A 25,160-nucleotide genomic window follows, 5' to 3' on the forward strand; every position below is an offset into this window, starting at 1 on the left:
ATCACCTTTCTTTTTCTGTTCACTTATTTTTTACCAACAGTCACATCCATTTTGTCTTCAAAATATTTAACCATACCGGCCTGATCAATATCGATATAACCATTGTCATTCATCCAGTCCATGATGAGCAGTGTCACATCCGTCACCGGCAGGTCAATTCCCAGTTTGTGTGCATAGCTCTTGGCATTGAGAATATCTTTTCGATGGACAGCAATGCGGGCACCCGGTTCGTAATCGCGGGAAATGATTTTCGGTACCTTGTTGTCATACAGGGGGCCGCCGGCAAAACCACACCGCGTCGCTTCGAAGGTCGTCTGCAGGTCGATGCCAGCTTTCGCAGCAAAAGCATAGCCTTCCGCAATCGCAGCCAGATAGGCTCCGCCAATGGTATTATTGACCAGTTTTGTCACGTCACCGCTGCCGGGACCGCCGGTATATACCGGTTCGCCCATGCACGCAAGAAGCGGTTTGACTTTTTCAAAGATATCCTTGTCGCCGCCAGTCATGATGGCCAGCGTCCCATCTTTGGCCTTGGGATTGCCACCGCTTACAGGGGAGTCGAGAAAATACATCCCGGCTTCTTTTACTTTCGGGTATAATTCCAGGATAATGTGCGGTGCCGCTGAGGAAAGATCAATGATGATATTTCCCTTTTTACCGTATTTGACGGCTTGTTCGACAGAATTGATGATAATCGCATGAGTCGGCAGCATCTGCATAATGATGTCGCAGGTCGTGTAAACTTCTTCCGCACTGGCTGCCGCATGGCCTCCGGCCTTGGAAAATGCCTCCAGTTTTTCGGATACCACGTCATATCCATAGACCTCACACCCTGATTTTCTGATGACATTCTCCGACATGGGCAATCCCATGACACCGAGTCCCAGAAAACCAACTTTCGTTTTCACATCCCCATTCATACTGCTTTACCTCCTTTTTGAACAAAGTTCTGCTTTTTCCTATTCTTTTTAAGCATTGTTCACATGTGTTTTTATCATTAAATTATAACACTGTTTATTTTATTAGTTTGTATAATCTGATACGTTTTTATTTTTTTCGTTGCAAACACAAAAATGCCTGCAGTTTAAACTGCAGGCATTTTTGCTTTGTAGTGAGGTGTTTGCAAGAGAAGTAGAGCTGTTTGATGGTTTTATTATACCGCTCTTTCCTCTCTTTAATTGTATAAAGTGCAACAAAGATATGGCTTTTATTTATAATCTTTCTTTATGAGACCCATAATTTACTTTTTGTACACTCTACCCCATGTCTTTCTCACACATAATGGCCACTGACTGCTGCGCCGATTTTTTTACCGTACCGGGAAAAGAATCCGTGACCAGCATATAGAAAAATCCGCCCATACACAAGATAGCCAGAATAAGGCAGATTTTGCTGTAAATCCGGCGGCGTCGCATTGTTTTTGGCGTTTCCGTATACGCCAGCATTCCTGTATAATACCGATTCGACTTACGTTGTTTAGCCATGTCAGCCCCTCCTTATACCACATCAATATACATAATACAAACAACCCGCTCTTCTCTTTTGTTGCTTTTTATTATATACGATAGACCGTAAAATAAAAAGCCCTGTTCCAAAAAAAGACGCAGCCCATACGGAGACTGCGTCTTTTTTTTGACAGGAATCGTCCTGTCAGGATGTATGTTGTATCAGGCTCATGCGCTGCATCAGAAGCGGTCCAGCAGGCGATAGCCTTTCCCTTTGAGAAAGGTTTCCGTTTCCGGTTCATCTGTTTTGAGAACAGCTATCGGGGAGGATGTTTCCCGGTCAAAGGAAATATAACAATATTTGACGAATACGTTAGCCCGGCTCAGGTTGGACAGGATTTTGTTCAGTGTGCCCGGTTCGTCCGATGCCATATCGATGGCCAGTACTTTATCGATGCGGCACTGATAGCCTGCTTTGACCAGTTCATCCTGCGCCTTTTCCGAGTCATCGACAATCATGCGGAGGATGCCGAATTCTGCACTGTCATTGGCCAGCATGGTGTAAATATTGATATTGGCCCTGGCCAGCACGTCCGTAACCCGGCCCAGGGCTCCATTGGTATTCGCTGTGAAAAGAGAAATCTGTTTGAGCATAGATGGTATCTCCTTATATCTGAAATTTAGTTTAATAGTCTACGCGGTCTGCCAGTTCCAAAATCAGGGCTTCTGTCTTTTCCCATCCCAGGCAGGGATCGGTAATCGATTTACCATACACGCCATCGCTGATTTTCTGGTTTCCATCTTCAATATAGCTTTCAATCATCAGTCCTTTGACCATCTTCTTGATATCCTTATTCATATGACGGCTGTAGAGGACGTCGTTGGAAATGCGGATCTGTTCCAGATATTTCTTGCCCGAATTGGCATGGTTCACATCGATGATGACAGCCGGGTTTTCCAGTTCCCGCTTGCCGTATTCTTCAAACAGGCGCTGCAGATCTTCATAATGATAGTTGGGAAGGCTCTTGCCGAATTTATCCACATAGCCACGCAGGATGGCATGGGTCAGCGGATTCCCCATTGTCTTTACTTCCCAGCCCCGGAACAGGAATTGCTGTTCATGCTGGGCTGCAGCGATAGAATTGAGCATGACGGAAATATCGCCCGATGTCGGATTTTTCATCCCGACAGGAATACCCACGCCACTGGCAATCATGCGGTGCAGCTGGTCTTCTACCGAACGGGCTCCGATAGCCGCATAAGATAACAGATCCGATAAATACCGGTGGTTTTCCGGATAGAGGATTTCTTCGGCACAGGTAAACCCTGTTTCCCTGATGACGCGCATGTGCATATCCCGGATAGCGATGATGCCGGCCAGCATGTCTTCTTTACCCTCTGGATCCGGCTGGTGCAGCATCCCCTTATACCCTACGCCGATAGTACGTGGCTTATTGGTATATACCCGGGGAATGATGTAAATGGTGTCTTTGACCTGTTCCTGTACGCGGGCCAGACGGTGTGCATAATCCACGACAGCTTCTTCATTGTCAGCCGAACAGGGCCCGATGATGAGAAGGAATCGCGGATCTTTCCCTGTAAGGATATCTTTGATTTCTTTGTCGCGCCGGCGCTTTGTTTCATAAATAGCCGGTTCGACCGGATAATCTTCTTTCAGTTCCTGCGGCGATGGCAGTTTCCTGATGAACTCCATTTCCAGTTCCATATACTATACCCCCCAAAACTAAATGGTACGTTCAATTATATCACAGAAGGGAATCGTTCATCCAGCATTTTTCACTCATTCAGTGCACATTATGGCTTAAACTTATAGCCACCCCCCCAGATGGTAAGGAGATGGCGGGGTTTATTGGGGTCTTTTTCGATGGCTTCACGGAGCCGGTTGATATGGACCGGCACAGTCGCCGTATTCCCCAGGGAATCCATGCCCCATATTTTGTCGTAAATCGTTTCTTTGCTGAAGACCATGTCGGCATTGACCATGAGAAATTCCAATACCTGGAACTCCTTATTGGGCAGGACTTTTTCTTTGTCACCGACGAAAACACGGTGCGTGTCCGGATCGAGAGAGATATTTCCCAGGGTAATACGGGATTTTTTATGTATCTGTGTCCCTTTCAGGCGCTGATACTGGGCCAGCTGGGATTTGACCCGGGCCACAAGGACGCTCGGTGAAAAGGGCTTTTCCACATAATCATCGGCGCCGAATCCCAGGCCCCGGATTTTGTCGATATCTTCCCGCTTGGCCGTCACCATCATAATGGGGATATCCACTTTATCCCGCAGGCGGCGGCAGACTTCAAACCCATCCATGCCGGGCAGCATGACATCGAGCAGTACCAGCTGATAGGAACCGCTCAATCCTTCTTTCAGCCCGGTCAGGCCGTCGGAAGCAATCGTTATGGCATAGCCGCTCATTTCCAGGTAATCTTTCTCAATAAAAGCGATATCCTGATCATCTTCTATTATCAAAATACGTTCATTCATTTGACATCCCCCTCGGAAGGCAGTTCCATATGCACACACAATCCATGAGGATGGACCGGCAAAAAGGTCACGATACCTTTCATGAGCTGCACTCCTCTGGCAACAATAGAAAGGCCCAGTCCGCTGCCATCACCCGTCCGGCTCCGTGCCTTGTCTGTACGGTAAAACGGTTCTGCCAGCCGCATCAGTGCTTCTTCCGGTACGCCCGGGCCATCATCGGCGACTTCCAGGCAGACCATATTCTCCTGTTTCCATGAACGAATACCGATATGTACATACTCTTCTGTTTTATATTTTATACTATTGGTCACCAGATTCGTTATGATCCGCTGCCATAACTCCCGGTTTCCAAGAAGAGGCAGTGCCTCCGGAGAAGGAGTCCATACTACCAGAGCCTGACGATACTGCCATCCTTCTTTGTTTTCCTCTATTATATCAGAAATTACTTCATTTAGCTCTAGTGATTGCAGAGGCAATGCTTTTTCTCCCAGATCAATTTTAGAAAACAGGAACAACTGGTCTATCATGCGGTTCATATCCTCTGTCTTTTTCTGGATGACTTCAATATAGTGCCGGCGCCGTTCCGGCGTATCCGCTATGTTGTCAGCCAGTCCTTCGACATAGGCGCGGATAGCCGTAAGAGGCGTGCGGATGTCGTGGGACATGCTGGCAATGAGTTCCTTTCTGTTTTCTTCCTGCCTCGTCCGCTCCTGCAGGGACTGTTCCAGTTCTTCCGTCATGATATTGAACGTATCGACGACAGGCTTCACTTCATCATCATGGCCGTAGGTCAGGCGGTACGTAAGATTACCCTGCCGTACCTGATCTGATCCGGTCTGCAGCAATTTGAGAGCCTGTAAAATATAGCGCAGCACAAACCGCGTCAGGAAGAAAATAGTCCCGGCCAGAACCAGGAAAAAGGCCAGGAAGATAGCCATGAGCGTGCCCTGCGTGGCATGTTCCACGGCTTCATCTGTCCCATGAGGCATCTGCCGGCTGACAAAATACAGACGATACAGGGAGTCATGGATATATTGTTTTTCCAGATAATAAAACCGCCCCGTATCGGCGTGGACGTACGTATCCCGTTTCTGACGGGAAAACGACCGGTCCCGGATATCACTGGGAATGGCTTCCATCATACTGGCAAGGTGTCCATTGCCGTATTCATAGATGCGGCTGCCGTCTTTTTCCAGCACGACATAACTCTGTTCCGGCGACAGCATTTCGATGATCCATTTGTAGTGTTCCGGATCATCACCGCTGCTGCGCAGTGACCGGAAGACAACATGATGGACGGCTTCACTGGCCCGGTTAAACTGGGTAGAACTTTCAACGTAGACGTGATTGCCGCTCTGCGTAAAAAGCCAGATGCCGCCGGCTGCCATAAGAAACAGGACGACTGTCATGAGTATAGGCACGACGAATACGAGAATATGCGATAGAATCAGACGTTTTTTTATAGTCACAAGCATCCCTCCGGTTCTATCTTACTCTCCGGATGTGCAAGGCGCAATGGCTGAAATTTCTGTTTAATTTTTATTTAACACTTCTTATAGTTTCTTTAAGGGTCCTTACGCTTTTCATAACATTTCTTTGGTATCCTTACCCTATCTTGCAGAAAGAAGGGTAATTACATGAAATACATCGAAAAGCATCCCTATGTTTTTCTCGGTCTCTGCGCGCTCGTCCTGTTTCTGGCGGCCAATTCTTTTCTGGCCATCACCGACTCATCCGAATCGAATTACGCACTGACGGCAAAGGAAATGGTCCTCTCCGGTGACTGGCTCTCTCCCCAGATATACGGTCACTACTGGTATGACAAGCCGATCTTCTATTACTGGGAACTGGCCCTTTCCTTCTCCCTGTTCGGCTTTACCGAATTTGCGGCACGGCTTCCCTCGGCACTGATGGGAACAGCAGGCGTACTGTTTACGTACTGGTTCACTGCCCGCGTATACGGCCGGTCTCTTGCCTTTTCTGCCGCCATCATCCTCATGACCAGCGTCGAATGCTGGCTCCTGTCAAAAGCAGTCATCACCGATGCGACACTGTTTCTGTTCATGAGTGCCTGTCTGGCCTTTTTCTACCTCGGCTATACGGAAAACCGCCGCTGGTACTGGGCCGCCTATGTCATGGCCGCCCTTGCCGTTCTCACCAAAGGCCCTGTCGGCCTGGCCCTGCCCGCACTGGCAGCCCTGATTTTTCTCATCATGCGCCATGACCTGAAGGAACTGTTCCACGTTCATCTGCTGAGCGGCATGCTTCTCTTCTTCGTCATCGCCGGTCTCTGGTACGGCTTCATGTATAAAGTCCACGGATATGATTTTCTCCTGAACTTCTTCGGTGTACATAATTTTCTTCGCGCTACCGTTCCGGAACACGGCGGAAAGAATTTATGGTATTTCTATATCATTATATTCTTCGTCGGTTTCGCGCCCTGGAGCTTTACCTGGCCCTGGGCTCTCTGGAAATACAGGAAAGAACGCCGTATGCCCTTTGCAGGAAGTGACTCCTGTGCATTACTGCTCGCACTGTACGCTGCCGTAACGTTTATTTTCTTTACCATTGTCGCCACGAAATACACGACCTATACGTATCCGGCTCTCTTTTCTCTTTCCATCCTGAGCGCCGGTATGCTCCAGCACTTCCATCTGCCTGTCCGGAAAATCGCCCTGGCCGGCGGCGTCCTGTATACGGTTCTGGCCTTTACAGCGGCACCGCCCATCATGCTGCACCAGTCCGGCAAGGACATCGGCCAGACCCTGGCCCGCATGGATACAGATAATGCGGCCATCTGTTTTTACAAAGGCTATAGCACCAGCGCCGTATTTTATAGCGGCAAAACCATATATCGTGCTGTACCTTCCGACGAATTAGAAAAATTACAGCCCGGCAAAATGGACTGGAATGCCAAGAACGTCATGCCTATGGCTTCTATCGATACACTCATGCAGGAAAACCAGAGGCTGATTATCATCGACCAGAAACATGATAATACCGTAGCCAGCCGCTATTATGCACTGTATGGACAAATGCCGGATTACATTTCTCTTCCCGGCAATACGACTATCTGGTCTGCCGACCGCACCACTCCATAATGATATCCTCCTTTATATGGTATATCCCTGCAGAAACTACGACCTCTGGTTTCTGCAGGGATATTTTTCAAAAGATAAGAATTTTTCTTAGCACTCTCTTGACATAGTGGCTAATAAGACGTATAATACAAGTGTAATCGGAAGAGAGAAGATTACAAGGAAAGGTCAAAAGAACAAAAGCAATGCACAGACCTGTAAATAATGATCTCAGGCATTACCAATTACGAAAGAGGGTATTATTATGAGAGACTTATTTCCAGTATTAAACAATGATTTTGCTATTCCCAGTGTATTTGATGATTTCTTTAATGACGGCTTTTTCTCCCGCATGCCGCAGATGAGCATGCCGAAATGCGATATTGAAGACACGGGCACAGCTTATATTGTGACGACGGATCTGCCCGGCGTAAATAAAGAAGACATCAGCGTCACCTATGATAACAATGTCCTGACCATCGCCGCCCAGCATAAAGAAGACCAGCACGATGCACAGCATCAGACGAGTTATGTATGCAGAGAACGCATGAACACAGCGTTCCAGCGCCAGTTTGTCATTCACAATATTGATAAATCCGGCATTAAAGCAGCTTTCCGCAATGGTGTCCTGAAAATCGGCCTGCCGAAACTGAACCCCCAGACGCAGGAACAATCAGGCACGATTGATATTCAATAACCCCCTTTGTCCAGGGCCTGACACAATTGTGTGCCAGGCCCTTTTCTGATGCACGGGAGAGGCGGTTTCCAGACGTACACGAAATATACTTAAACAGTGGGCCGTCGTATCATGAATTTCTGTCCATGATACGACGGCCCTTTTTGTTCATTGACGAATCGGTATATGGTTCCTGCCAGTATTATCCCCGGGACGGCAGCAGCTTATGGATGATGGCACTAGCCAGCATGACCAGTATGATGACCGGAAAGGTAATCCCCCACGGCGTCTGTACATCGAGGAGTGCCCGGTACAAGGCAAACCCTGCCACCCACAGGATCAGGTTCAGCCAGCATACGCTCTGACTGCTGTGGTCCTGGCGCAGGATGAAGTAATCTGAAAGGAGAATGGCCGTCATAGGCGCAAAGACGGACCCGATCAGATAGAGGAAATCTTCAAACCGGCTGGCATCGACGGCAATAGCCAGAATCATGCCCCCGGCGCAGGCGATGAGGGCCAGGACCGTATCGGAAAGCTGTGGAAACAGGCTCCGTCCACTGACGCCAGCAGAAAAAGCATCGAGGAAGGTCGTCGTCACCGTGGAAAGAAGGATGATCAGGATGCCGATCAGTCCCATCCCGGCCTGAAGCATAATAGCGGCAATATCATCCTGTCCCGTATACAAAGCCGCCCCCATGCCGATGACAAACATCCACGTACTCGCCACAAAATAGGTACCGCAGCTGGCTGCCGTCGCCTTGATCGGTTTTTCTGCCGTGCGTGTATAATCGGAAATAATGGGCAGCCACGAAAGGGGCATGGCTACGGTCAGTTCGATGGCCTGTCCCATGGTCATGGTGCCATCTGCTTTCGGAGCTGCGCCGCCGCTGAAAATAACCGCGCTCAGGACCAGTGTCAAAATCAGGAGGGCCGCTATGACGATGACATTGACCCGACCCAGGTTCTTCAGACCCAGCACGATCCACAGTGCAATGAGGGCTGCTATGATGACACTCCAGAAGGCCGTGCCGATAGCCGCAATCGTATTGGCCGCCACGGCAGCACTGGCAATCATGACAGCGGTCCAGCCGATGAGCTGGATGACGTTCAGTCCGGCAAACAATTTAGCTCCCTGCCGGCCGAAGGAAATCTGCACTGTTTCCATGGCGCTCCGTCCCGTACGGCCGCCGATGACGCCGGCTCCGAACATGACGGCACCGCCGATGACGTGGCCGATAATGATGGCCAGGAGTCCCTTGCCAAATCCCAGCGGTGCCAGGAGCATCCCCGTCAGTATTTCTGCAATAGAAATGCCAGCACCAAACCATAAAAGTCCATTCGATAAGACCGAAGTCTTCGTTTCATTCATGAAAAAACATCCATCCTTTCTATTTCCCCTGGAGCTGCAGTTCCTGCAGCAGCCAGTGCTGCAGGACCAGGGCATGACTGTGTGCCGTGTCTTTCGCCGCATACACGAGTGTTACATTTCCCTGTTGCAAATAGACCCGGCAGTCGCTTAGGAACGAGGCTCCTGCCTCATTCATATCCAGTTCTGCCAGATAGCGCTTTGAAAACTCATCGTACAATGCTGCATCATGGCAATACCATTTCCTAAGTTCCGGTGACGGGGCTATTTCTTTGGCCCAGCGGTCCAGATGGGCTTTTTCTTTTGAAATTCCCCTTGGCCAGAGCCGGTCTACCAGAATCCGCGTTCCATCCGTATCTTCCGGCTGCTCATATATCCGTTTGATTTGTATCGTATACATCGTATCATCACTCCTCTGCTGGTGCCAGACATCCTGCTGACACACTACCCATAAAAAAGCACTGCTGCCTTCCGGCCTCAGCGCTTTTCCTATCAATCAGTCTGTACCTCTTCTACGAGATTCAGGCATTGCTCGATGGGGATTCCTTTGTAGATATCTTTCACGCCCATATTGGCAGCAATGAGATTCCGCACGCTCTCCATGGAAAGAAGGGCCGCCGTCTCCAGCGCATGACCGCGCAGTACCTGCCCGGTCAGGATGGCCGAAAAGGCATCGCCTGTACCGGGAAAGCGGACGGGAATCAGATTGTACGGCAACTGGAAATAGGTATTCCGTTCATGGTCATACCCCAGCACGACATAAGTGCCATCAGTCCGCACGCTGGTAATGAGGACCGAGCGGGGGCAGATGGCCCGGAGCGCATCGATGAGCTGCCGTGTTTCCTCTTCATCCAGGTCGCCGTCCTTACAGTCCAGGCCGGCCAGATAGGCCGCCTCCGTATAATTTGGCATGATATAATCGGCGATGCGGCACAAATCGCGCATCCGCTCTACCGTTTCTTCTCCTACGCCGTTATACAGATGGCCTTCGTCACCCATGATGGGATCGACAAAAATACGCACACCCCGGCTGGCCTGTTCCCGGCAGAAACGGGTCACAATATCCGCCTGCTCCTGGGACACAATAAACCCTGTCGTAATGGCATCAAAGGAAAAGCCCAGCTCCTCCCAGACCTTCAGAGTTTTTTTCATATATTCCGTCGTTTCCAGAATATCGAACTTTCCATAATCCAGCGTATTGGACACGACGGCCGTAGGCAGATTATATACGTCGTATTTCATGTGGGCCAGAATGGGCATCATCGCCGCCAGTGCCACTTTTCCGTAACCGGGGATATCATTAATCAGCAAAATTTTTTCATTCATGTACATTAACTCCCTGCTTTATATTTGTCAACACGATATCATTCTAGTTGCTAGTATATATTACATTGGTGCTGACTGCAAGGAAAAGAATCCATCTTTATTCTTTTTCCGATAGCTCCGCCCACGTATCATAGGCCTCGTCCAGCTTTTGTTTCGTCGTTTCATACAGCCCGGTCAGTTCCAGTGCTTTATCCGGGTTAGTCTGATTTTCCGGCTGGTTCAGCTGAAATTCATACATTTTGACCGTCGCTTCCAGTTCGGCTATCTTCATTTCTATCTGTTCCAGCTTGCGGGCCGTCCCATAGGATGGTTTTTTTTTCACTGCCGGCGGGGCATCCTTTTTATCTGGTTCTACATGCGCTTCGGAAGACATCCGTTTTTCTTCCTGTTTTTCTCCCGTTTTTTCTGCGCCCTGTTCTGCCGCTTCCTGAGCCTGAAGTTCCACTGCTTCCCGTTCTTTTTCCCGGTAATAGGTATAATTGCCCAGGAATTCTTTCAGCTTCTTGTTTTCCAGGACCAGTGTCCGCCCGGTGATCTTATCGAGGAAATACCGGTCATGGGATACGACCAGGTACGTGCCGCCAAAATCGAGCAGTGCCTGTTCCAGGATTTCCCGTGTCGGAATGTCCAGATGGTTCGTCGGTTCGTCCAGGATGAGGAAATTCGGGCCTTCGAGAAATAATTTCAATAAGGCCAGCCGTGCCTGTTCACCGCCGCTCAGGCTGTCAATGGTTTTAAACACATCGTCACCAGTAAACAGGAACCGGCCCAAGATATTGCGGGCTTCATCTTCTCCATAGCTGAAGGCATTCATGATTTCTTCCAGTACGCTCCAGGCCCCGTGCAGTTCCGTATGTTCCTGGGCAAAATAACCGATGTGGACCCGGCTTCCCAGGGTAATATGGCCACTATCCGGTTCTTTCTCTCCCATAATCATCCGCAGCAGCGTCGTCTTGCCCGTCCCGTTAGGGCCGATCAATGCTGCCGACTCACCGCGGCGCAGGAGCAGGCTCAGATGATCGAAAAGCTTTCTTCCGCCATAGCCGCCGCAGACATTATCGAGAACCAGCACTTTTTCCCCGCAGCCTTCGGCCGGGGCAAAATGGAAATGGAGTGTCGCTTCTTCCGGTGCCAGTTCGATCCGTTCCAGCCGGTCCAGCTGGGACTGGCGTCCCCGTGCCTGTTTTGCCTTGATTCCGGCCTTGTATTTGCGGATATATTCTTCCGTTTCATGGATGTGTTCCTGCTGCTTGCGGTAGGCATTTTCCAGTGCCTTGCGGCGGACGCGGCTTTGTTCCACATACCGCGTGTAATTTCCTTTATACTTCGTAACCGTGCCATGACTCAGCTCCAGAATCCCTGTAGCGACCCGGTCGAGGAAATACCGGTCATGGGATACGATGAGAATTCCTCCGCCATAGGAAAGGAGGTAACCTTCCAGCCATTCCAGCATATCCATATCGAGATGGTTCGTCGGTTCATCGAGAAACAGATAGTCCGGACGCCGTACGAGGGCTTTGGCCAGATTGATGCGCGTCTTCTGACCGCCGGAAAAACTCTGTACGGGCCGGTCCATATCGTCTTCCCCAAAGCCCAGTCCCTGGATGATTTTGCGGCTCATCGATTCGTATTCAAATCCCCCCAGCCATTCGAACCGCTCCTGCATGTGAGCGTAGCGGTTCATCAGTTCCTCATTATCGGGCTGGCTCTGCATCTGTTTTTCTACATCTTTCAACTGCCCTTCCAGGCGCAGGACATCCTGCCAGGCAGCGGTCATCGTATCCCTCAGGGTTACATCGTCTTCATAGGTGATATCCTGCTGCAGGTATCCTACGGATTCTCCTTCGGAAATGACAAAGGTTCCCCCGTCATAATCCTCATCCCCGATGAGGCATTTGAGGAGTGTCGATTTGCCTGCCCCGTTGGCCCCGATCAGCCCGAGCCGTTCTCCCCGGCGCAGCTCAAAGGATACATCGTGGAAAATATTCCGTACGCCGAACGACTTCTCTAATTTTTGTACTTTTATACTACCCAATTGTATATAATTCCTTTCTTTCTAAACGATGTCCCGGTCTTTCAGTTCCTGTATCTTTTCTTTGCTGAAGCCGAGCATAACCGAGAGGACGTCATCCGTATCGGCGCCGAGAAGAGGGGCTGCCTTGCGGACCGGTGTCTGTATTTCCGAAAAATGAGCGGGAAAACCGGGCATTTCAAAATCACCGATGACGGGATGATGCTGCGTTTCCATCATGCCCCGCTGCCGTATCTGCGGATGATGGACCAGTTCATCGATGCGCAGGAGCGGAGCCGCCGGCACGCCGGCTTTATCGAACAAGGCGACGATGTCTGCCGTCGTATGTTCCTTCATCCACGCTTCTATAATCGGCTTCAGCTCGGCATAGTTTTTGCGGCGCAGCGTATTTTCCGCAAACCGCGGGTCCGACATGATATCCAGTCCCATGGCATCCTGCATGCGGCTGAACAAGCGGTTGCTGGCCGTTGCCACAGCGATATAGTCATCTTTTGTCACATAGACATCAAAAGGAGCCGATGCAGAATGTTCATTGCCCATCCGTTCCGGCACGACACCGTTCAGAGTATACTGGATGACAAAATTTTCCAGTACGGACATGGTCGTTTCCATCATGGACACATCGATATACTGCCCTTTTCCCGTGTGTTCGCGGTAATAGAGCGCGGCCATCAGGCAGAACGCGGCATGAATGCCGGCATTGGCATCGGCAATGGATACACCCACTTTGACCGGCGCCTGGTCGGGATACCCCGTGACCCGCAGCAGCCCGCCCATAGCCTGGGCTATATTGTCATAGGCGGCTTTATGGCAGAGCGGCCCCGTCTGGCCGAATCCGGAAATGGAGGCATAGATGATGTCAGGCCGTACCTTCCGGGCTTCTTCATAGGACAGGCCCAGTTTTTTCATCGTCCCGGCAGAAAAATTTTCGATGACAATGTCACTTTGTTTCATCAGGCCGAGGGCTATTTCTTTCCCTTCCGGGGATTTCAAATCCAGGGTAATACTTTCTTTATTGCGGTTCAGGTAAGCAAAATACCCGCTTTCGTCGTTTTTAAACGGCAGGTAATGGCGCGTATCATCGCCGCTTCCCGGCCGTTCCACCTTAATAACTCTGGCACCCAGATCAGCAAAGAGCATGGTGCAGTAAGGGCCGGAATATACATGCGTAAAATCTAATATAGTCACATTCTCAAAAGGATTGTTCATGATACATTTCACCTCACGGCTTCTAGTATAACATAGATTCTTCTTTGAGCGCATCAGGGAATCTATGTTATAATAAATTATACTATTATGAAATTATGAACGGAGGAATCGTTGCATGAAAAATCTGAAAAAGCAGCTGCGGGCGGCTATCGTCCAGGCATCCCCTGTCTTATTCGACAAGAAAGCGACTATCGATAAAGTCGTGCGCCAGATCATGGAAGCCGGCCAGAACGGGGCCGAACTCATCGTCTTCCCGGAATCGCTCATCCCCTGCTATCCCTACGGACTGACCTTTGGCTTCACCGTCGGCAGCCGGAATGAAGCTGGCCGCAAGGACTGGAAAGTCTATTATGACAATGCCGTCGTCGTCCCTGACGATACCATCAGCATCGCCGCCGCTGCCAAAAAAGCCCATGCCTACGTCAGCATAGGCGTTACCGAACGGGATCCTATCAATTGCTCCTTATACTGCAGCAATCTGATCTTTTCGCCGGAAGGTGAATTGGTCTCCCTGCACCGCAAAATCAAGCCGACCGGTGCTGAACGCTATATCTGGGCCGATTCCCATGTGCCGGAAACGTATTTTCCCATGGTCGATACGGAATGGGGCCGCATGGGCAGTCTCATCTGCTGGGAAAATTACATGCCCCTGGCCCGCGTCGCCTTATATGAAAAAGGAGTGGCCCTCTATCTGGCTCCCAACACCAATGACAATCCCGAATGGCAGGATACGATCAAGCATATCGCCATTGAAGGACACTGCTACGTGTTCAATGTCGATCAGTATTTCACTAAAGACATGTATCCGTCTACGCTTCTGGAACAGGAAGAAATCAGCCGTCTGAAAGACGAAACGTGTACCGGTGGCAGCTGCATCATCGATCCGTATGGTCATTATGTGACCGAACCAGTCTGGAACAAAGAAGCCATCATCTATGCCGACCTCGACATGGACAAAGTCCCTATGAGCCGCATGGAATTTGATGCCACCGGCCACTATTCCCGTCCGGATATCTTAGAATTCTACATTAACGACGGCGATGAAGAATTTGAATAATTATACAAATCAAGCGGACGTAGGACAACTCATACGGGGTTGTCCTACTTTTTTGCAGGCTATATAGAACGATATTTTTATTATTTTTTTTACTCCCCTTTTCCATATATAATATATACATTTACGGCCTTTGACCAGATGTATTCCAATAGAACTTAATTCTAAAAATTTTCAATTTTGGGCAAAAAAGGGTTTGACAAATTCATTTTTCCATGGTAGACTTACGTCATCAACTTGATAGTGTTGCAATGAAGAGAAGAGTACATGGAAGGAAATGGCACAGAGAGCTTCCGTCTGGTGAAAGGGAGCGCAGGGAATTCCGTGGAAGATGGCCTCAGAGCAGACTGGTCGAATAATTAGACCGTCCGGTTGCACCCGTTATCGTGCTATGGTATTCAAGACTACGGTCTGCGTACCTGAAGAGGCCTGGCTTGTGAGAGTCAGGCGAAATTGGGTGGTATCACGGTGCTTCCGTCCCTTACGAGGGGACGGAAGCTTTTTTTATTACAACACGCCTTCAAGTAAAAAAATTATTTTTACATCACAGGAGGAATTCATTATGAGCACAAATTACAAATTCGAAACATTACAGCAGCATGCAGGTCAGGTTCCCGATCCGGCAACAGGCGCCCGTGCCGTTCCTATTTATCAGACGACGAGCTATGTATTTGAAAACACACAGGATGGCGAAGATCAGTTCGGCCTGAAAAAACCGGGCTTCATTTATTCCCGCCTGGCCAACCCGACCTGGGATGTACTGGAAAAACGGATTGCCGCACTGGAAGGCGGTACAGCTGCCCTGGCTACGGCTACCGGCGCTGCCGCAATTTCCCTTTCCCTCATCAACCTCGCCGGTGCCGGTGATGAAATCATCGCCGCTCCGACCTTGTACGGCGGCACCATCGAATTGTTCACCGATACATTCAGACACCTCGGCATTACCGTCAAATACGCCGATCCCGACGATCCCCAGTCTTTTGCCGTACTGATTACAGACAAGACGAAGGCCGTATATCTGGAAAGCCTGGGCAATCCGGCCATCAACATTCCTGATTTCGAAGCCATCGCTGAAATCGCCCACAAAAACGGCATCCCCGTTCTCGTAGATAACACCTTTGCCACACCGTTCCTCTTCCGCCCCTTTGAACACGGTGCCGATATCGTTCTCCATTCGGCTACTAAATTCATCGGCGGCCACGGCACGACGCTGGGTGGTCTTATCGTAGAAAAAGGCGATTTCGACTGGGAAGGCTCGGGACGGTTCGAAGAACTGGTCAAACCGGATGAATCCTACGGCGGCCTCAGCTTTGTCAAAGACGTCCCCGGTGCCAGCTTTGTAACCCGCGTCCGCGCCAAATACCTCCGCGACCTCGGCGCATCGCTCAGCCCGTTCAATGCATGGCTGCTCATCCAGGGCCTCGAATCCCTGTCCCTGCGCATTGAACGCCACGTTTCCAACGCCCAGAAAGTAGCCGATTTTCTGGAAAACCATCCGAAAGTTACGAAAGTAAACTATCCGTCCCTTCCGAGCTCTCCTTATTATAAACTGGCTCAGAAATATTTCCCGAAGGGCACCGGTTCCATCTTCTCCTTCGAACTCCAGGGCGGCCGGGAAGCAGCCCGCCGTTTCATCGACGCCGCACAGATTTTCTCCGATCTGGCCAACGTAGGCGATTCCAAATCGCTGCTCGTACATCCCGCTTCGACGACGCATCAGCAGCTGAATGATGAAGCCCTGAAGGCTGCCGGCATCACCAGCGGCACGATCCGCATTTCCGTCGGCCTGGAAAATGTCGATGACCTTCTCGATGATCTGAAACAGGCTCTGGATAAAGCATAAAATACGATAGTGACAATCGCATAATTTCGACCAATGGGGGCCGGTAATGCCTGTACACGGTGCAATTGCCGGCTCTCTTTGTATATTTTTTTTCAGGAGGTTTTATCATGTCTGCTCCCCATTCCATCCGTTTCCGCGATGTATGCATTCTGGATTTTGCCTTCTTTGCTACGTACTTTGGCGCTGGTAACCTGATTTTCCCGCCCCAGCTGGGACTGAACAGCGGGTCCGCTTACCTTTCCGGCCTTTCCGGCCTGACCCTGTCCGGTATTTTCCTGCCCATTTTTACCCTTATCGTCATCGGTCTCAATGGCGACGTACATTCCATTACCGATCATGTCGGAAAATACACATACCATATCCTGCTGGCCGCACTGATGCTGGTCTGCACTTTTGTTTCCATTCCCCGTACGTGTGCCACGGCCATCCAGCTCGGCATCCAGGGCAATATTCCATCAGCACCGTTCATTCCTCTCGTCATCGTATATTTCATCATTTCCTTTTTCTTTGCTGCTGATAAGAATAACGTCATGGACCGGATGGGCAAATATCTGACGCCTCTTCTGGCCCTCATTCTGGTCGTCATCGCCATCATAGGCGTCGCCAGCCCTATCGGGACGCCGGTCAGTCCGGCCGTCCCCAATCCGTTCGTCAATGCCTTCCTGGGCGGATACAATACAGGCGATGTGCTGGTCAGTTTCATCATGGCCGCCGTTTTTATCAGTTCCATCAACGCCAAGGGATATACGGCAGTCGCCCAGCGTAACCGCTGTCTCATTGGCTGCGGCATCATCGCCTTTGTCCTGCTGTTCATCATTTACGGTTCCCTCCTGTACATGGGGGCCTGTGTCAGCGGTGACTATCCCCAGTCCATCGGACGGGCAGAACTTCTGGTAGCGATTATCCAGCGCGTAGGCGGCGCCGTCATGATTCCCATGGGGATCGCCGTCGTGCTGGCCTGCCTGACGACGGCGATCGGACAGATTGCCGCCGTAGCCGAATTCACCAGTCAGGCCACGGGGCGCTTCTCTTATCGTCAGGTGGCCATCGGCTGCTGCATTCTGTCTGCTCTTACGGCACTCCTTGGGGTGGACGGTATCGTCACCTATATCGGCTGGATTTTTGGCGTCTGCTATCCGCCCTGCCTGGCCCTGCTGGTCCTGGGCGTTCTCGTCCGCATCATCCCCAATGACGGTGCTTACAAGGGATCGGTCTATCTGGTGACCATATACGCACTCCTCGAATCCCTGCCCGGTCTATCCAGTCTCGGCTTTGCCAAAGCCATCGTAGCCGCTACGCCGCTTTCGGCATACGGTTTCGGCTGGATTATCCCGTTTATCGCCGGCTTCATCCTCGGTTCCCTTTTCTACGCTGCCAGAGGGAAAAAAGAACCGGCAAAGGCCTGATACCTGTACGCAAAAGGACTGACTATCAGAGACATACTGTCTCCGGTAGCCAGTCCTTTTTAAATGCCACTGAACAGGTCATATATAGAAACGCTTTGTAACAAAATCAGACGATGGCATTGCCCGCAGCATACCCCAGCCAGCAGGCAGCAAAGCCGCCGATGACATTGAACCCCAGATAGAGAAGGGCAAAGGTAAATTCCCCGGTCCGGGCCATAGTCAGAAGTTCCATATTATATGTAGAGAACGTCGTAAACCCTCCGAGAACCCCCGTCACAAAGAGCAGCTTGACCAGAGGCGAAAGAGATGAATGACTGCTGAAAAAGACAAAGAGGATGCCAATCAGAAACGATCCGATGACATTAGCCAGTATCGTCCCATAGGGAAAAAAGGCCCCGCCATGCATATTGCACAATTCCGTCAGTACATACCGGCAGGCTGCCCCGATTCCGCCACCCAAAGCTACACATAGTATTTTTTCCATCGCTTATGTCCCCCTTTTGCTGAAAACACATCTATGGTAGCAGATTCCCCGCAGCCTGTCAACGTGCGGACCCGGAGAGAGGCGGCGCCACGCGGGAGCGGATGAGGATGACCAGTTCCGTTTCTTTCTTCGATGTATAGTGGTACCGGAATAATTTTCCCAGAACGGGGATTTCTGCCAGTATGGGGACTTTACGCAGGTTATTGATTTCTTCCCGGCTGATGAGACCGCCAATGAGCAGATCCCGTCCTGGCTGCATACAGACGTCCGTATCAGCCCGGCGCGTCGTGATCCGGTAGGCCTTGAGTTCCGGTACCAGGATAGGCGTTCCGACTTCTGCACGGATATGTGCTGTCACGCTGTGGTCGTCGTGAATCCGCGGCGTAAAGCTCAGCTTGATGCCGGCATCTTCATATTCTGTCGTGCGGGATACTTCTCCATCGGTCACGTGTTCGGTCAGGACAGGGATGCGGTCCCCGATGAGAATCTGCGCTTCCCTTCCATTCTGCGCCATCAGATGGGGCCGCGCCAGGACGCGGGCTTTGCCTTTGCTTTCCAGTGCCCGCAGCTGGCCGGTATACAGGAAAGCCTGATGGCCCGGGCCTCCTTCCATGACCGTCCAGTCCCAGGAAATACCCAGGTCTTTGACAGCATCGGTCTGAAGGGACAGGAATTCTATTTCCACATCGACCTGCTGCACCGGCACATCGAGGGACTGTACCAGCCGGCTTATAGCGGCTGCTGTCCGGGCCGTACCGTGGAGAACGAGGGAGTTCGTATCGCTGTGATAGCGGACAAGGCCGGACCCTGCCACGGCTTCTGCCGCCTGACGCACGCTATCCGGATCGGCATAACGGAGCTTCCAGGTATAGCAGCTCCGGGCCTGGTCATGGGCCCGTCCGGCAGTAATGACGGCAATAGGGCCTTCCTTACTGTACAGCAGATTCTGACTATCTGCCAGTACGCGGATTGCCTCTTCGGCAGATACATCCTGCAGTTCCATCGTCACGGCACCGTCTACGGTATCATCAATGATCAAATTGATGCCGGCGCTACGGGCCAGCCCCGAGAGGACCGTGCGGACCGGGGCCTCATGAACGCGGACATCGAGAGCCCCAACCGGTACCGGCCATCCGGCCAGCACCAACCCTATGATCAGGAATCCCATCTGCCGCCACAACCGGTGCATCTCAAAAATAGACTTCATGAATGACACCTTCTTTCGAAAGTCCGGCCACGCCGGGAGAAATATACACGATCTGCCAGGAATCAAAGGAATCTCCTGCCGCGCAGGCCTGTGATTTCTGTCCATTACTGAGCAGGATAAGACGCCGGCCCTTTTCTTCCATCGTGCCGCATACCTGCGGCACCCGTATAGACTGCGATGGCATCTGCCTGTCCTTACGGTTTTGTTTTTCCTGTTTTTCCGGGCCTTTTTCCTTTTTTCCTTCAGCTCCCACAGCCGGCGTACCAGCAGAGGGCTCAAATAAATCGGCCAGCGGTTTCGTCCGCCGTGTACCGGTCAGACTGTACCGGCATGTTCCTCCATTCTTTAAAGACGGACCGGTCTTTTTCTGTAAAAAAGAGGGAGGCGGAGAATCATGATGATTCTTCGTCTCCCGTATTACTGCGTTTTGTTTTGATACCGGTCCATCCCACCAAAACCAGATTCCTGTCAGACATGCCAGGATTACTCCATACGGGAGCCATGTTTTCGCGTGATGAACTAAAATGTTCCAAACAAGGTGACCATAAGCGGACAGCCTATTTCCCATCCCCGTATCCTTCCGGATGCGTGCGGTGCCAGTTCCATGCATCGGCAATGATGTGTTCCACGTCACTATGGACAGGGCGCCAGCCAGTCACAGCCTGAATTTTTTCAGAGCTTGCGATAAGCACAGCGGGATCACCGGCACGGCGCGGGGCTTCTTCTACGGCAAAATCCCGGCCTGTTACCTTTTTAGCCGTCTCAATCATCTGGCGCACACTCATGCCATGCTGGGTCCCCAGATTAAAATACTGGGACTGGCCGCCATGGACCAGATAATCCAGAACCCGCACATGGGCATCGGCAAGATCCGTTACGTGGATATAGTCGCGGATACAGGTACCATCGGCCGTCGGATAATCAGTACCAAAGATTTTGATACTCCGGCGCTGTCCCAGTGCCGTCTGCAGGATCAGCGGAATCAGGTGTGTTTCCGGCGTATGGTCTTCCCCGATCATACCGCCGGCATCGGCTCCGGCCGCATTAAAATAGCGCAAGGCTACATACCGCAGGCCATAGGCACGGCTGAACTGGGCCAGCATGTGTTCAATCATCAATTTCGTCTGGCCGTAGACATTGGTCGGCGCGTACGGCATGTCCTCCGTAATAGGCGTCTGTTCCGGTTCGCCATACACGGCTGCCGTCGATGAGAAAACCATATAGGGTACACCGGCCTGCCGGACTGCTTCCAGCAGATAATAGGACCCGACTATATTATTATCGTAATAGATAGTCGGATTGACCATGGATTCCCCCACCTGGCTATGGGCAGCAAAATGCATGACCCCTTCGATGTTCCGGTCTGTCAGGATCTGTTTTACCCGGTCCAGATGATGGATATCTTCTTCGATGAGTTCCACATCGGCCGGCACGGCCTTACGGTGTCCCCGTGACAGATTGTCCAGCACGGTCACGGAATGACCTTTTTCCAATAATGCTTTTACGGTATGGCTGCCAATATATCCGGCGCCTCCAGTAACAAGAATATTCATAAGTAATGCAACCTTTCACTACAAAAGTAAAACCAGAGCCATCGGTTGTCCTCTAAAGACATACCACGGCTGAAAAGACTTATTTTTTCATTTCTGCCAGATGCTGTCCCAGATAGCGTTTGTATATTTCTACCCCTGGCTGATTGAAGGCATCGACATCGGCATATTCCCCTTCATAGGCAATAGACCAGCAGAGGATGAACATGAGCTCACCCAGATAAAACGCATTCAGTTCGGGGAGAATGAAATTGGCACTGGGCCTTCCGTCCCCGATGAGAGCTTCTTCATTGGCCCGGCGCGCCGCCTCCAGGATCTGGCTCAGAGGCAGGCCGCTGAAGGCAGCCAGCTTGGCAAAGGAATCATATGTATGGGGAACGACAAGATCATCAGGCCATTTTTCGATAGAAACGAACTGGACGACCTTATCCTGGGGGCCTTCCTGATGTTCCTGCGTCTGAGCATGCATATCCGTCGTGCCGACAGCGACGATAGGAGTCCGGCCATAATGGACTACCTGGCCTTCTTTATTCAGCCGTTTGCCCAGCGATTCTGCCAGGAGCTGGATATACCATTCTGACAAGGATTTCAGATTATCGGCATAAGGCATGAGGACTTCCAGATTTCTTCCGTGACGGCTTCCGGCCAGGAATTTAAGGACACTGTTTAAAAGGGCCGGATTCTTCGTGATATCATCGCTCTTGGCAGCCTGATCGGCTTCGCGGGCACCGGCAAGGAAGGAACGGATGTCAAAACCGGTCAGGGCACCGACGATGAGTCCTACTTCGGAAAAAACGCTGAACCGGCCACCGATGCCGTCCGGCACATAGAAGATGGGCCATCCCGATTCGCGGGCCAGTGTGTGCAGCAGTGTTTCCTTTTCTCCGTCATGGGGATCGGTAACAGCTACGGTTTCCAGAGAAATAGCAGCATCTTCCATGGCTTTTCTGAAAATCATGTAATTTGACATGGGTTCGATGGTAGATCCCGATTTGGATATGACGACAGCCATGACCGTATAGCCCGGCTGCTGTGAACTTTCGGCACGCAAAGTCTGGATCAGGCCCGACAGCTTATGGGCATCGACGTTGTTTCCGGCAAAAAATGCCTTGGGATAACCATTCCGTTCTTCCCGGCTCCTGAGATTCCAGAATTCACCGCACTGGACATCAAACAACACCTTGCCGCCCAGATACGATCCGCCAATGCCAAAGAACACGACGGCATCGACGCGGTTCCGCACCGTCCGTCCCAGCTCTTCCAGAGCTACAATGCGTTCGGGATTGTTGATATTGCCTTCGGCAATATACGGCAGCTGCGGGAAAAGGACCGCTTCCGGTTCACCGTCTTTGGAAAGGTGGCCGGCAACCGTTCCTTTCTGGCGCAGCTCCATCATGACCCTATGGGCCTTTTGATAGACTGGCGCAAAATCCGCAACTTCCTGTTCCGTTATCAAGGCATCCGGCCCATAAAGGTGGGACATATCCAGTACAAGACCAGACGGTAAAGTAATCCGATTCATCATAATACCACAGCCTTTCGTTCGTATTGTTTACCCCTCCATTATATCATAAATACAGTAATTCGTGGGAAACAAAAAACTGCACCATATATCGGATATACAGTGCAGCTTGTATCAGAACCGCAGCATCGATTTGAGGAAGCTCTGGGTCCGTTCATTCTGTGGATGTTCAAAAATCTGTTCCGGACTCCCTTCTTCCTGGACAATACCTTCTGCCATGAACAGGACCCGGTCGGAAACTTCTTTGGCAAAGGCCATTTCATGGGTCACGATGATCATAGTCATATCTTCATCGGCCAGCTGCTTGATTGTCCGCAGTACTTCTCCGGTCAGTTCCGGGTCCAGTGCCGACGTCGGTTCGTCAAAGAGCATGATATCGGGCTGCATGGCCAGAGCCCGGGCAATAGCCACACGCTGTTTCTGGCCACCCGAAAGCTGGGACGGATAGGCGTCTTTCTTGCTCCAGAGGCCGACCCGTTTAAGAAGAGATTCGGCTACGGGCAGGATTTCATTGGTTTTCATTCCCTTTACGATTCGCGGGGCCTCGAGGATGTTATCGAGAACCGTCATATGAGGAAAGAGGTTGAAATGCTGGAATACCATGCCCATGCGGCGGCAGATAGCCCGTACCTGGGATGCTGGTTCGTAGACGGCACGTTGGCTGCCTTCCGGCGTCTTCACCATATACTGTCCATCGACGATGATTTCTCCGCGATTGATCGTTTCAAGCTGGCAGAGACACCGCAGGAAGGTACTCTTGCCGCTCCCGGAAGGCCCGATAATGGAAATGACTTCGCCCCGTTCCATATGCAGCGTCACATCTTTCAATACTTCCAGGTTCCCGAATTGTTTACGGATATGATTCATTTCAATAAAGCTCATCGTAGTGCCTCCTATTCATCGTATACGGCAAAGCGTTTTTCCAGATAACTGAATACTTTCGTAAGGATAAACGTAAAGAAGAGATAGAAGACGGCGGCTACGATAAAGGCTGTCGTATCGAAATCACGCTGTACAATCGACCGGGTGATGCGCAGGATGTCATTCATGGCCAGGATATAGACCAGAGACGTATCTTTCAGCAGGTTGATAGTTTCATTGGCTACAGGCGGCAGTACGCGCTTTACGACCTGTGGCAGGATGATGCGGCGCATAGTCTGGACATAGGTCATGCCCAGGACTTTCGCCCCTTCATACTGTCCTTTGTCAATGGACTGGATGCCGCCACGGAAAATTTCAGCGAAATACGCGGCGTAGTTAAAGACGAAGGCGATGATGGCCGCCGGAAAATCCGCCAGCTTCAGGCCGTCAATGATAAAGGGCAGCCCGTAATAGATAAACAGGATCTGCAGCATGAGCGGCGTACCGCGCATGATATAAATATAGGCTCCCATGAACTTGCTCAGTGGCTTGATTTTGGAAATACGGGCTATGGCCATGACCACCCCGAGGGGCAGGCTGAGCACGATGGTAATGATAAAAATTTTCAGCGTAACCTGAAGCCCAACGGCTACAGCAGGCACAATATGCAATAAATACTCCATACGGCACTCCCTTACTATGTACCGGTGTCAGGACAAACAAGCGGGCCGCCCAGACACAGGCGGCCCCTCCACCAGATACAGCAAAATTATACGTTATTTGACGGGAATCGTTATATCTTCCCCAAACCATTTATCGGACAACTTAGTCATTGTACCATCTTCCGTCATCTGTTTCAAGACATCGTTCAGCTTATCCTGAAGGACCTTGTCGTCCTTGCGCATGCCGACACCGAACTGTTCATCGCCCATCTTGTCATCGATGACTTTGAATTTTCCTTCTTTCTTGGTCATATAGTACCGGCCGACTACGCTATCGACGAGAACGCCGTCCGTACGGCCGATTTCCAGATCCATAAAGGCGTTGACGAAATCGCCATATTTCTTGACTTCCTGGAGGGAATCTTCGAATTCCTTATTCTTATCCAGGGCATCGATGGAACTGCTGCCTTCCTGGGTACCGATAATCTTACCGGCCAGACCGGCCCGGTCGGTAATGGGGGAATCAGCCCGTACGACGAGAAGCTGGGCGTTTTTCATATACGGCTTGGAAAAGGCAATCTTTTCTGACCGGTCTTTGGTGATGGTCAGCCCGTTCCAGAGAAGATCCACCTGTTTACTCTGCAGAGCGGCTTCTTTGCTGTCCCAGTCGATGGGTTTGAATTCCACTTCGACCCCCAGCCGTTTGGCTGCTTCTTTTGCCAGATCGATATCAAACCCGACGAGTTCACCGCCTTCGTTGCGGAATCCCATAGGCGGGAAATTGTCATCAAGACCGATGACGATTTTATCGGGCATCTTCTGGTCTGCTGCTTTTTTATCCTGTCCTCCGCAGCCGGCAACCAGTGCTGCCGTTGTAACTGCCAGCGTACCTGCCAGCATTGCTTTTTTCCAGTTCATGATTCATATCCTCC

At 50.9% G+C, this 25,160-nt stretch carries 24 protein-coding genes and 1 other annotated feature; of the genes, 5 read left to right on the forward strand and 19 right to left on the reverse strand.

Going from position 1 to position 25,160, the window contains the following annotated elements:
- Nucleotides 1–23 precede the first annotated feature (23 nt).
- From DW949_RS01625 to DW949_RS01650, 6 genes are all read right to left on the reverse strand, one after another.
- Nucleotides 24–920 carry an NAD(P)-dependent oxidoreductase gene (locus DW949_RS01625; RefSeq protein ID WP_118021527.1) on the reverse strand — a complete coding sequence of 299 codons (897 nt, stop codon included), beginning with the start codon at nt 918–920 and terminating at the stop codon, nt 24–26.
- Nucleotides 921–1,256: 336 nt separating this feature from the next.
- Complete coding sequence (locus tag DW949_RS01630) at nt 1,257–1,484, reverse strand: hypothetical protein (protein WP_118021528.1); 228 nt, start codon at nt 1,482–1,484, stop codon at nt 1,257–1,259.
- A gap of 201 nt (nt 1,485–1,685) precedes the next feature.
- Nucleotides 1,686–2,099 (reverse strand): amino acid-binding protein, encoded by a 414-nt coding sequence (locus DW949_RS01635; RefSeq protein ID WP_118021529.1) that lies wholly within the window; start codon nt 2,097–2,099, stop codon nt 1,686–1,688.
- Between the two features lie 31 nt (nt 2,100–2,130).
- Nucleotides 2,131–3,171: a 3-deoxy-7-phosphoheptulonate synthase gene (locus tag DW949_RS01640; RefSeq protein WP_118021530.1), complete on the reverse strand. Its 1,041-nt coding sequence runs from the start codon at nt 3,169–3,171 to the stop codon at nt 2,131–2,133.
- Between the two features lie 89 nt (nt 3,172–3,260).
- A complete protein-coding gene (locus DW949_RS01645; protein WP_118021531.1) occupies nt 3,261–3,953 on the reverse strand; it encodes a response regulator transcription factor in 693 nt (230 codons plus the stop codon).
- A complete protein-coding gene (locus tag DW949_RS01650; protein ID WP_158570611.1) occupies nt 3,950–5,422 on the reverse strand; it encodes a cell wall metabolism sensor histidine kinase WalK in 1,473 nt (490 codons plus the stop codon). Before DW949_RS01650 ends, DW949_RS01645 begins: the two co-directional genes overlap by 4 nt.
- Before the next feature lie 168 nt (nt 5,423–5,590).
- On the opposite strand from DW949_RS01650, the gene DW949_RS01655 reads away from it, so the two are divergent.
- Nucleotides 5,591–7,054, forward strand: coding sequence for a glycosyltransferase family 39 protein (locus DW949_RS01655; protein WP_118021533.1), 1,464 nt, complete (start codon nt 5,591–5,593; stop codon nt 7,052–7,054).
- Between the two features lie 241 nt (nt 7,055–7,295).
- The gene (locus tag DW949_RS01660) at nt 7,296–7,727 is read left to right on the forward strand and encodes an Hsp20/alpha crystallin family protein (RefSeq protein ID WP_118021534.1); all 432 of its coding nucleotides are present in this window, start codon (nt 7,296–7,298) and stop codon (nt 7,725–7,727) included.
- A gap of 181 nt (nt 7,728–7,908) precedes the next feature.
- On the opposite strand, the gene cytX is transcribed toward DW949_RS01660, so the two are convergent.
- The 5 genes from cytX to DW949_RS01685 form a co-directional block, all read right to left on the reverse strand.
- A complete protein-coding gene (gene cytX, locus DW949_RS01665) occupies nt 7,909–9,075 on the reverse strand; it encodes a putative hydroxymethylpyrimidine transporter CytX (RefSeq protein ID WP_118021535.1) in 1,167 nt (388 codons plus the stop codon).
- 19 nt (nt 9,076–9,094) lie between these two features.
- Nucleotides 9,095–9,472, reverse strand: coding sequence for a DUF488 domain-containing protein (locus tag DW949_RS01670; RefSeq protein ID WP_118021642.1), 378 nt, complete (start codon nt 9,470–9,472; stop codon nt 9,095–9,097).
- Nucleotides 9,473–9,564: 92 nt separating this feature from the next.
- Nucleotides 9,565–10,398, reverse strand: coding sequence for a pyridoxamine kinase (locus DW949_RS01675; protein ID WP_118021536.1), 834 nt, complete (start codon nt 10,396–10,398; stop codon nt 9,565–9,567).
- 97 nt (nt 10,399–10,495) lie between these two features.
- Nucleotides 10,496–12,433: an ABC-F family ATP-binding cassette domain-containing protein gene (locus DW949_RS01680; RefSeq protein ID WP_118021537.1), complete on the reverse strand. Its 1,938-nt coding sequence runs from the start codon at nt 12,431–12,433 to the stop codon at nt 10,496–10,498.
- Between the two features lie 21 nt (nt 12,434–12,454).
- A complete protein-coding gene (locus DW949_RS01685) occupies nt 12,455–13,639 on the reverse strand; it encodes a CaiB/BaiF CoA-transferase family protein (protein ID WP_158570612.1) in 1,185 nt (394 codons plus the stop codon).
- A 115-nt stretch (nt 13,640–13,754) separates the two neighbouring features.
- Here DW949_RS01685 and DW949_RS01690 point away from each other — a divergent pair, with 115 nt between their 5' ends.
- From DW949_RS01690 to DW949_RS01700, 3 genes are all read left to right on the forward strand, one after another.
- Entirely contained in the window at nt 13,755–14,696 is a 942-nt protein-coding gene (locus DW949_RS01690; RefSeq protein ID WP_118021539.1) for a carbon-nitrogen hydrolase family protein, read from the forward strand.
- A 239-nt stretch (nt 14,697–14,935) separates the two neighbouring features.
- Nucleotides 14,936–15,178: a binding site (T-box leader), on the forward strand.
- Between the two features lie 77 nt (nt 15,179–15,255).
- Nucleotides 15,256–16,536 carry an O-acetylhomoserine aminocarboxypropyltransferase/cysteine synthase family protein gene (locus tag DW949_RS01695; RefSeq protein WP_118021540.1) on the forward strand — a complete coding sequence of 427 codons (1,281 nt, stop codon included), beginning with the start codon at nt 15,256–15,258 and terminating at the stop codon, nt 16,534–16,536.
- Between the two features lie 107 nt (nt 16,537–16,643).
- Nucleotides 16,644–17,942, forward strand: a complete 1,299-nt coding sequence (locus tag DW949_RS01700) for a branched-chain amino acid transport system II carrier protein (RefSeq protein ID WP_118021541.1) — start codon at nt 16,644–16,646, stop codon at nt 17,940–17,942.
- A gap of 106 nt (nt 17,943–18,048) precedes the next feature.
- Here the strand turns inward: DW949_RS01700 and crcB are convergent, their stop codons facing one another.
- From crcB to DW949_RS01740, 8 genes are all read right to left on the reverse strand, one after another.
- On the reverse strand, nt 18,049–18,426 hold the full coding sequence (crcB, locus tag DW949_RS01705) for a fluoride efflux transporter CrcB (protein ID WP_118021542.1): 378 nt from the start codon (nt 18,424–18,426) through the stop codon (nt 18,049–18,051).
- Between the two features lie 58 nt (nt 18,427–18,484).
- Nucleotides 18,485–19,633, reverse strand: coding sequence for a type II secretion system protein GspD (locus DW949_RS01710; RefSeq protein ID WP_233539448.1), 1,149 nt, complete (start codon nt 19,631–19,633; stop codon nt 18,485–18,487).
- A complete protein-coding gene (locus DW949_RS01715) occupies nt 19,617–20,201 on the reverse strand; it encodes a hypothetical protein (protein WP_118021543.1) in 585 nt (194 codons plus the stop codon). The genes DW949_RS01710 and DW949_RS01715 overlap by 17 nt, the downstream gene beginning before the upstream one ends.
- Entirely contained in the window at nt 20,191–21,186 is a 996-nt protein-coding gene (gene galE, locus DW949_RS01720; protein ID WP_118021544.1) for a UDP-glucose 4-epimerase GalE, read from the reverse strand. The genes DW949_RS01715 and galE overlap by 11 nt, the downstream gene beginning before the upstream one ends.
- Before the next feature lie 79 nt (nt 21,187–21,265).
- Entirely contained in the window at nt 21,266–22,705 is a 1,440-nt protein-coding gene (locus DW949_RS01725) for a glucose-6-phosphate isomerase (protein ID WP_118021644.1), read from the reverse strand.
- A gap of 114 nt (nt 22,706–22,819) precedes the next feature.
- Nucleotides 22,820–23,587, reverse strand: a complete 768-nt coding sequence (locus tag DW949_RS01730) for an amino acid ABC transporter ATP-binding protein (protein WP_118021545.1) — start codon at nt 23,585–23,587, stop codon at nt 22,820–22,822.
- 11 nt (nt 23,588–23,598) lie between these two features.
- On the reverse strand, nt 23,599–24,249 hold the full coding sequence (locus tag DW949_RS01735; RefSeq protein ID WP_059077008.1) for an amino acid ABC transporter permease: 651 nt from the start codon (nt 24,247–24,249) through the stop codon (nt 23,599–23,601).
- 93 nt (nt 24,250–24,342) lie between these two features.
- The gene (locus tag DW949_RS01740) at nt 24,343–25,146 is read right to left on the reverse strand and encodes an amino acid ABC transporter substrate-binding protein (protein ID WP_118021546.1); all 804 of its coding nucleotides are present in this window, start codon (nt 25,144–25,146) and stop codon (nt 24,343–24,345) included.
- Between the last annotated feature and the right edge of the window lie 14 nt (nt 25,147–25,160).

It is taken from the genome of Megasphaera sp. AM44-1BH (assembly GCF_003467125.1).
Lineage (GTDB): Bacteria > Bacillota > Negativicutes > Veillonellales > Megasphaeraceae > Megasphaera.

What these genes read in the sequence shown, in the direction of transcription:
- DW949_RS01625 (WP_118021527.1), bottom strand. Translation starts at nt 920, where the DNA reads ATGAATGGGGATGTGAAAACGAAAGTTGGTTTTCTGGGACTCGGTGTC.
- DW949_RS01630 (WP_118021528.1), bottom strand. Translation starts at nt 1,484, where the DNA reads ATGGCTAAACAACGTAAGTCGAATCGGTATTATACAGGAATGCTGGCG.
- DW949_RS01635 (WP_118021529.1), bottom strand. Translation starts at nt 2,099, where the DNA reads ATGCTCAAACAGATTTCTCTTTTCACAGCGAATACCAATGGAGCCCTG.
- DW949_RS01640 (WP_118021530.1), bottom strand. Translation starts at nt 3,171, where the DNA reads ATGGAACTGGAAATGGAGTTCATCAGGAAACTGCCATCGCCGCAGGAA.
- DW949_RS01645 (WP_118021531.1), bottom strand. Translation starts at nt 3,953, where the DNA reads ATGAATGAACGTATTTTGATAATAGAAGATGATCAGGATATCGCTTTT.
- DW949_RS01655 (WP_118021533.1), top strand. Translation starts at nt 5,591, where the DNA reads ATGAAATACATCGAAAAGCATCCCTATGTTTTTCTCGGTCTCTGCGCG.
- DW949_RS01660 (WP_118021534.1), top strand. Translation starts at nt 7,296, where the DNA reads ATGAGAGACTTATTTCCAGTATTAAACAATGATTTTGCTATTCCCAGT.
- cytX (WP_118021535.1), bottom strand. Translation starts at nt 9,075, where the DNA reads ATGAATGAAACGAAGACTTCGGTCTTATCGAATGGACTTTTATGGTTT.
- DW949_RS01670 (WP_118021642.1), bottom strand. Translation starts at nt 9,472, where the DNA reads ATGTATACGATACAAATCAAACGGATATATGAGCAGCCGGAAGATACG.
- DW949_RS01675 (WP_118021536.1), bottom strand. Translation starts at nt 10,398, where the DNA reads ATGAATGAAAAAATTTTGCTGATTAATGATATCCCCGGTTACGGAAAA.
- DW949_RS01685 (WP_158570612.1), bottom strand. Translation starts at nt 13,639, where the DNA reads ATGAACAATCCTTTTGAGAATGTGACTATATTAGATTTTACGCATGTA.
- DW949_RS01690 (WP_118021539.1), top strand. Translation starts at nt 13,755, where the DNA reads ATGAAAAATCTGAAAAAGCAGCTGCGGGCGGCTATCGTCCAGGCATCC.
- DW949_RS01695 (WP_118021540.1), top strand. Translation starts at nt 15,256, where the DNA reads ATGAGCACAAATTACAAATTCGAAACATTACAGCAGCATGCAGGTCAG.
- DW949_RS01700 (WP_118021541.1), top strand. Translation starts at nt 16,644, where the DNA reads ATGTCTGCTCCCCATTCCATCCGTTTCCGCGATGTATGCATTCTGGAT.
- crcB (WP_118021542.1), bottom strand. Translation starts at nt 18,426, where the DNA reads ATGGAAAAAATACTATGTGTAGCTTTGGGTGGCGGAATCGGGGCAGCC.
- DW949_RS01710 (WP_233539448.1), bottom strand. Translation starts at nt 19,633, where the DNA reads ATGAAGTCTATTTTTGAGATGCACCGGTTGTGGCGGCAGATGGGATTC.
- DW949_RS01715 (WP_118021543.1), bottom strand. Translation starts at nt 20,201, where the DNA reads ATGGGAAATAGGCTGTCCGCTTATGGTCACCTTGTTTGGAACATTTTA.
- galE (WP_118021544.1), bottom strand. Translation starts at nt 21,186, where the DNA reads ATGAATATTCTTGTTACTGGAGGCGCCGGATATATTGGCAGCCATACC.
- DW949_RS01725 (WP_118021644.1), bottom strand. Translation starts at nt 22,705, where the DNA reads ATGAATCGGATTACTTTACCGTCTGGTCTTGTACTGGATATGTCCCAC.
- DW949_RS01730 (WP_118021545.1), bottom strand. Translation starts at nt 23,587, where the DNA reads ATGAGCTTTATTGAAATGAATCATATCCGTAAACAATTCGGGAACCTG.
- DW949_RS01735 (WP_059077008.1), bottom strand. Translation starts at nt 24,249, where the DNA reads ATGGAGTATTTATTGCATATTGTGCCTGCTGTAGCCGTTGGGCTTCAG.
- DW949_RS01740 (WP_118021546.1), bottom strand. Translation starts at nt 25,146, where the DNA reads ATGAACTGGAAAAAAGCAATGCTGGCAGGTACGCTGGCAGTTACAACG.